Origin of the sequence: Mesorhizobium sp. M8A.F.Ca.ET.021.01.1.1, from assembly GCF_003998025.1 — a bacterium.
Classification (GTDB): Bacteria; Pseudomonadota; Alphaproteobacteria; order Rhizobiales; family Rhizobiaceae; genus Mesorhizobium.
In genome coordinates, this window is record NZ_RZSJ01000343.1 from 1 (window position 1) to 6461 (window position 6461).

7 protein-coding genes and 1 pseudogene are annotated in these 6461 nt (G+C 64.5%); 4 read left to right on the top strand and 4 right to left on the bottom strand.

Annotated features, from left to right (window positions below; all coding sequences use genetic code 11):
* A partial coding sequence (locus EOA36_RS23135; RefSeq protein WP_145969266.1) for an ABC transporter ATP-binding protein occupies positions 1 to 641 on the top strand: 641 nt, incomplete at its 5' end.
* A 7-nt stretch (positions 642 to 648) separates the two neighbouring features.
* Here the strand turns inward: EOA36_RS23135 and EOA36_RS23140 are convergent.
* The gene (locus EOA36_RS23140; protein WP_127279574.1) at positions 649 to 1080 is read right to left on the bottom strand and encodes a DUF4437 domain-containing protein; all 432 of its coding nucleotides are present in this window, start codon (positions 1078 to 1080) and stop codon (positions 649 to 651) included.
* Between the two features lie 117 nt (positions 1081 to 1197).
* A complete protein-coding gene (locus EOA36_RS23145) occupies positions 1198 to 2169 on the bottom strand; it encodes an AraC family transcriptional regulator (RefSeq protein WP_127279575.1) in 972 nt (323 codons plus the stop codon).
* A gap of 182 nt (positions 2170 to 2351) precedes the next feature.
* On the opposite strand from EOA36_RS23145, the pseudogene EOA36_RS23150 reads away from it, so the two are divergent.
* Positions 2352 to 3564 (top strand): annotated as a pseudogene (locus EOA36_RS23150) (MFS transporter).
* Between the two features lie 40 nt (positions 3565 to 3604).
* Here the strand turns inward: EOA36_RS23150 and EOA36_RS23155 are convergent.
* Positions 3605 to 4183, bottom strand: a complete 579-nt coding sequence (locus EOA36_RS23155) for a TetR/AcrR family transcriptional regulator (RefSeq protein WP_245464444.1) — start codon at positions 4181 to 4183, stop codon at positions 3605 to 3607.
* A 97-nt stretch (positions 4184 to 4280) separates the two neighbouring features.
* On the opposite strand from EOA36_RS23155, the gene EOA36_RS23160 reads away from it, so the two are divergent.
* Positions 4281 to 5189 carry an SDR family oxidoreductase gene (locus EOA36_RS23160; protein WP_127279577.1) on the top strand — a complete coding sequence of 303 codons (909 nt, stop codon included), beginning with the start codon at positions 4281 to 4283 and terminating at the stop codon, positions 5187 to 5189.
* Positions 5190 to 5201: 12 nt separating this feature from the next.
* Here EOA36_RS23160 and EOA36_RS23165 read toward each other — a convergent pair whose 3' ends face one another.
* Positions 5202 to 5549, bottom strand: a complete 348-nt coding sequence (locus tag EOA36_RS23165; protein WP_127279578.1) for a GFA family protein — start codon at positions 5547 to 5549, stop codon at positions 5202 to 5204.
* A gap of 115 nt (positions 5550 to 5664) precedes the next feature.
* Between EOA36_RS23165 and EOA36_RS23170 the strand changes: the two genes are divergently transcribed.
* Positions 5665 to 6461: amidase (locus EOA36_RS23170; RefSeq protein ID WP_127279579.1), on the top strand; the 797-nt coding region annotated here is incomplete at its 3' end.

A 6461-nucleotide genomic window follows, 5' to 3' on the forward strand; every position in this document is an offset into this window, starting at 1 on the left:
CCATCGTGCGCAAGCCGCGCGTGTTCCTGATGGACGAGCCGCTGTCGGCGCTCGACGCCAAATTGCGCGAGGCGCTGCGCACCGAGTTGAAGAACCTGCAGATACAGCTCGGCGCCACTTTCCTGTTCGTTACCCACGACCAGATCGAGGCGATGTCGATGGGCGACAAAGTCGGCGTGCTCAACCATGGCCGCATCATCCAGACCGGCACGCCGCACGAGATCTACAACAATCCGCGCGACACCTACGTGGCGAGCTTCGTCGGCTCGCCGCCGATGAACCTCATCGACGGCAGGCTGGTGAACGGCCGGGCGGTGATGGCGCCATTGAATTTTGAACTGCCGTTTGCAGGGGGAGCCAAGGCGAGTGGGGCGACCGAGGGTCGCCCGCTCGTCTTCGGCATCCGTCCGGAGGATGTGTATCTGGAAAGCGGCGCACCGGTCGAGGCGCGTGTCCACGACGTCGAGAACCATGGCGTGGAAAAGATCCTGACGCTGCGGGTCGGCGATACAACCCTGCGCGCCACGGTGCCGGCCAGGACCGACGTCGCGATCGAGCAGCCGGTGCGCTTTGCCTGGAACCCCCACAAGGTGGTGCTGTTCGACAAGGGCAGTGGAGTCAGCTTGCGGCACGCGTCATAAGGCGCGGCTATTTCGGCAGGTAGGTCTCGTAGGGCGTGTCGTTGATCAACAGGATCACGCATTCCGTCTGCGAGAGGCAGGCGTCGTCATGCATCTCATCGGCCTTCTGGGTCCAGTAGGATCCAGGTGGCAGTTCGACCTTGCTCGCCTCGCCGCCTTGCATCTGCCAGTGCGCCCATAGACCCTGGATGACCACGGCGCGATAGTCGGCGGTGTGCGCGTGCACGGGGGCGCGCCAGTTGCCCGGGACTTTCAGCAAGGTTCCGGCGGGCCCCTTGGCCCTTTCGCCCCACAGTGGTCCCAGGCGCTGCGGCTGGTCAAGCGCCTCGGCGACGTAAGGGATCTTGCCTGCCGGCAGATAGCTGTCCTCGAGAGCAAAGGCGCGTCCTGGAATGACCGACAGGACACCAAGCGCGAGCAGTACGAAATGATTGGCCATGGGATTTCCTCCACGGGCCAGCCTATCCGCCGGAAGCCGACCGGCAATGACGCCGCGTCCAAAAGACCTGGCAATTCCTCCAGCCGGGAGGGATTGGCGTGATTTGGCTGCCTGACGTCAGGACGGCTCTTCGCCGGCACCAATGTGGCGCAGATGGCTCGGAGCCACGCCCATCACCCGCTTGAAGGCGCGGCTGAAGGATGCTTCCGAATCATAGCCCAGTCTCGCCGCCGCCACCGACACCCTCATGCCATCCCGGGCCAACCATTGCCTGGCCTGGTGCATGCGCACGCGCAGCACATATTTGGCCGGCGTCTCTCCGACCACCGTGGCGAAGCGCTGGGCAAAGGCGGAGCGCGAGGCTCCCATCATCCGCGCCAGCGCCTCGACGCTCCAATCGCGATCCGGCTGCAGGTGGATGGTCGCCAGCACCTTGCCGATGTCGGGATTGCGGACGGCCGCGATCCAGCCGGTGGCATCGCCACAGCCGTTCTCGACCCAGGAGCGGATGATCGTGGCGGCGAGCACATCGGCAAGGCGGGCAAGGATTCCGCCGGAGCCGACCCGGTCCATCGTCACTTCGCCGGCCATCGCGTCGAGCAGATGCTGAATGCCCGGTGCGTTCGCCATCAGCTTATGCGCCTGCATCAGGTTGGGCATCATGTCGAGCAGCGGGTGCGAGCCGTCGAGATTGAAATGCATGCTGCCGCAAAACAGCAAGGTCTTGGGGCCGCCACACTCGTTGGAGACGTCGTAGATGTTTTCGCACACCGGTTCGATCGTGTAGCGGCCGATCGGCACCGGGGGCACGCCGGGCGCGCTGGCCAGGACATGCGCGTCGCCGCGCGGGATCAAAAGCGCGTCGCCCACGGATAGTTCGATCCACTCCTTGGCCGGTGAGAACAGCCAGCAGCCCTGCTGGCCGATGAAATGAAACCGAGCCGCCTTCTGGGCGGGAAAGGAAACGGCCCAGGGCTCGCCCAACACGCAGCGGCCGTAGTCGACGCCGTCGAGCCGTAATCCACGCAGCATGTCGGTCAGCGGATCACCGGAAGTCGGCTGCGCCATTTTGGACGAATTGTAATTCATTCCGGCGTTTCTAGCATGGAAACTCCAACTCGTCACTCCCATGTTGCGGTGCAGCCAAATGCTGCGCTGCAAACAAATCGAAGACCGGCCGCATAGCCAAGCCACGACGGCAAGCATGTAACGGGTGGAGCCAGAGCCCGGTTGTTTTCTATGTGGCGCCGCAAACAGATCGGAGACTGACCATGGCCGAACCCGCGACAGGCGCCATTGACGCCGCACTTCTCGACCCCGCCGAATCCGATGAACGAACCGAACCGGCGTGGGGTGCCGTGGTCTCGCTCGCCCTGGGCGTTTTCGGTCTGGTCACCGCCGAATTCCTGCCCGCCAGTCTGCTGACGCCGATGGCGCGCGATCTCGGCGTAAGCGAAGGCGTTGCCGGGCAAGCGGTGACGGCGACCGCGATCGTGGGCGCCATCGCCGCTCCCACCATGGCCATCATCACAAGGCGCATGGACCGCAGGCTGGTGATGTGGATGCTGACGGCGTTCCTTATCCTGTCCAACCTTCTCGCCACCTTTGCCTCGTCGCTGCCCATGCTCCTGCTGGCGCGTCGTGCTCGGCGTGGCCCTTGGCGGCTTCTGGGCCATGTCGGCCGCCATGGCGTTGCGGCTGGTGCCGATGCGGCTGATGCCGCGGGCGATGTCGATCATCCTGACCGGCGTGTCGCTTGCCACCGTCACCGCGGCTCCGGTCGGCGCCTATGTCGGCGACATCTGGGGATGGCGCACGGCATTCATGATCGCGACCATCGTCGGGGCGCTGGCACTGCTGGTGCAACTGGCGACCATTCCGAAACTGCCGCCGGTGGGCGTCGCGAGCTTCCGCACCTTGCTCGAAGTGCTGGAGCGGCCGTCGATCAGGGTTGCCCTGCTGGTCGTGCTGCTGGTCGCGTCCGGGCACTTTGCCGGTTTCACCTATGTCCGTCCCTTCCTCGAGAAGGTGCCGGTGCTCAACATCGAGACGATCTCGCTGGTGCTGCTGGCCTACGGCATAGGCGGTTTCTTCGGCAACATCGCCGGCGGCATCCTCGCCGAACGCAACCTCAAGGCCGCCATCGCGCTGGCGCCTCTGCTGATTGCATTGGCGGCCGCCTCGATGCTGATCCTTGGCGCGTCGCCCACGATCGCCGCCACTGCCGTCGCGGCCTGGGGCTTTGCCTTCGGCGCGGTGCCGGTCGGGCTGCAGAACTGGCTGGTACGGGCAGCGCCCGACCAGGCCGAGAGCGCCGGCGGTCTGATGGTTGCAACCTTCCAGGTGGCGATTGCGCTGGGCGCCGTCTTTGGCGGCCTGCTGGTCGACCATGCCGGCGTCGCCAGTGCCTTTGCCTATTGCGGCATCGCAACGCTGCTGGCTGCCATCGTGGTGTTCCTGCGCGGCCCGAGGCAGGCCGAATAGTCTCTCCCAACAGCCACCATTGGCAACGGCCCGAGAACCACTACGGTTTTCGGGCCGTTGCCGTTGTGATGGCGGCGACGAAGCGGTTGAGACTGTCCTCGACATAGACGGCCACTTCGATCGCCGGATCGAAACTCCACCATAGCAACGAACCTTGCCAGTGCGACGCCATCAGCAGGCCGACGTCTGGTGGCGGGTCGTCGATTTCAGCGAAGCAGGCCGCAAGAGCAGCGCAAAGGAATGCCTTCCAGGTAGCGCCGCGCGCCCTGAGCACAGGATCGCGCAGATCCTCGCGCAAGACGAGCAGGCCCTCGGCATAGGACTCGATGCCGCCATAGCCCTGCGACAGCGCCACCAGCAATTCGATGGCACCGGCCGGGGTTCTAGCAACGCCGGTGGCCAGCGTTCTGGTCTTGTCGTCGAGATCATCCCAGGCATGCAGCAAGGTGCGCTGCTTCAACCGCGCCTTGTTCTTGAAGCGCTGCACCAGGGTTGCGCCGGACAGGCCGCAGGCTTTTGCCAGACGCTCGAAGGTAAGCGCCTCCGGCCCGTGCTCGTGCATCAATCGCAAGGCTGCTTCCAGCACCTGTTCGTCGGACCGGGTTTTGGGACGGGTCATCTTGACATTCCAATATAACCGAATGATCATTTATATATGTTGCGAGCGGCGTTTGCCAGCTCGGATTTGATCGATGGTGCTGTTTTGGGAGAGTTCAATGACGTTGCAAGGGAAAGTTGCCCTGGTTGCCGGCGGCACACGGGGCGCCGGGCGCGGCATAGCGGTCGAACTCGGCGCCGCCGGCGCCACTGTCTATGTCACGGGGCGGAGCACGCGCGGCCAGCAATCCGAGTATGCCCGCCCAGAGACCATCGAGGAGACGGCGGAACTGGTCACTGCCAATGGCGGCAAGGGCAACGCCGTGAAGGTCGACCACCTCATCGCCGACGACGTGCGCAGGCTGGTCGGGCGCATCCGCGCCGAACAGGGTCGGCTCGACATACTGGTCAATGACATCTGGGGCGGCGAAAAGCTGTTCGAATGGGACAAGCCGGTCTGGGAGCATAATCTGGAAAACGGCCTGCGCATGCTGCGCCTGGCCATCGACACGCATCTGATCACCGCGCACCATGCCTTGCCGTTGATGATCGAGCGGTCGGGCGGGCTGCTTGTCGAGATCACCGACGGCACCGCCGAATACAATGCCCGGCATTATCGCCTGTCGCCTTTCTACGACCTTGCCAAGGTGGCGGTGAACCGCATGGCCTGGGCTCACGCCAAGGACCTTGCAAAACACGGCGCCACGTCGGTCTCGCTGACGCCGGGCTGGATGCGTTCGGAAATGATGCTGGAGATCTATGGCGTCGCCGAAGAAAACTGGCGCGACGCCACGGCGAAAGTGCCCCATTTCGTCATCTCCGAAACGCCGCGCTTCGTCGGCCGCGCCGTCGCCGCTTTGGCCACGGATCCGGATCGCTCGCGCTGGAACGGCCAGTCGCTGTCCAGCGGCGGGCTGGCGCAGGTCTATGGTTTCACCGATTTGGACGGCTCACGACCCGATGCCTGGCGCTATGTTCCGGAGGTTCAGGATGCCGGCAAACCAGCCGATGCAACAGGCTACCGGTAGAGCAGAACTGCTTCAGGCCGAGCGCCCATCGAAGTCGAAGATCGACAAGGTGGACGGGTCGAGACCGGTCAAGCAGTTGATGTTGACGTAGGCGCTGCGTTCGCCGCTTTCGCTGATGTCTTCGGCAAAGGGATGGATGCCGCAGGTTCGGCAGAAGCGGTGTGCTATTTTCGCTTCGCCGAATGTGTAGCGGCCAAGGTCATCGCCCCAGGCGACGAGTGTGAGCTTGTCATGTGGCACGGCCCACAGCAGCGCACCCTTGCGGGCGCAGATCGAGCAATTGCAGCGAACGACGCCCTCGAGCTCGCCCTCGATTTCGAACGCAACCTTGCCGCAATGGCAGCTGCCCTTGTACAGCATCAGTATCTTCCTGTCGCTGGCCGGTGCAAAGGCACGCTGGCCGGGTTATTCCTTCGGCGGGCCTGGCGGCTGCTTGCCCGAAGGACGTTCTATCCTGGCGGAGTCCGACATCGACATGCAATCAATCCGCGACCGTCTCGAAAACATCCTGTCACGTCTTGCCAGTCGTGCAGCCGTCGAGAAGGTCTACACGAAGCTTTATGCCGAAGCCGCACGGGCCGCGGCTGACGCCAGCGATGCCCGCAAACGAGCCGGCGTGACGCTTGGGCCGCTCGACGGCACCATTGTCTCGATCAAGGATCTGTTTGATGTCGCCGGCGAAGCGACCACGGCGGGCTCGCTGATGCGCAAGACCGCCGCGCCGGCTCAGCGCGATGCGGCCATCGTCGGCCGGCTTCGGCAAGCCGGTGCGGTCATCATCGGCAAGACCAACATGACCGAATTCGCCTTCACCGCGATCGGCGACAACATACATTACGGAACGCCCGGCAATCCCGTCGACCCAGGGCGCATTCCAGGCGGTTCGTCCTCGGGCGCCGGCGTGTCTGTCGGCGAGGGGACGAGCGACATCTCGATCGGGTCCGACACCGGTGGTTCGATCCGCATCCCGGCGGCGCTCAATGGTGTCGTCGGCTTCAAGCCGACAGCACGGCGCGTGCCGCTGACCGGCGCCTTTCCGCTTTCGGGCACGTTGGACTCTATCGGGCCGCTCGCCCGAACCGTCTCGCAATGCGCAGCCGCCGACGCGGTGATGGCCGGCGAGGCGCCGAACGAATTGGCCGCCATTCCACTCGCCGGGCTTCGCATTGGCATTCCGCGCGGCGTTCTTTTCGGCGACATAGAAGGCGGGGTTGCCGCGGCCTTCGAGCATTGTCTTGGCAGGATCGAACAGGCCGGCGCGCACATTGCGGA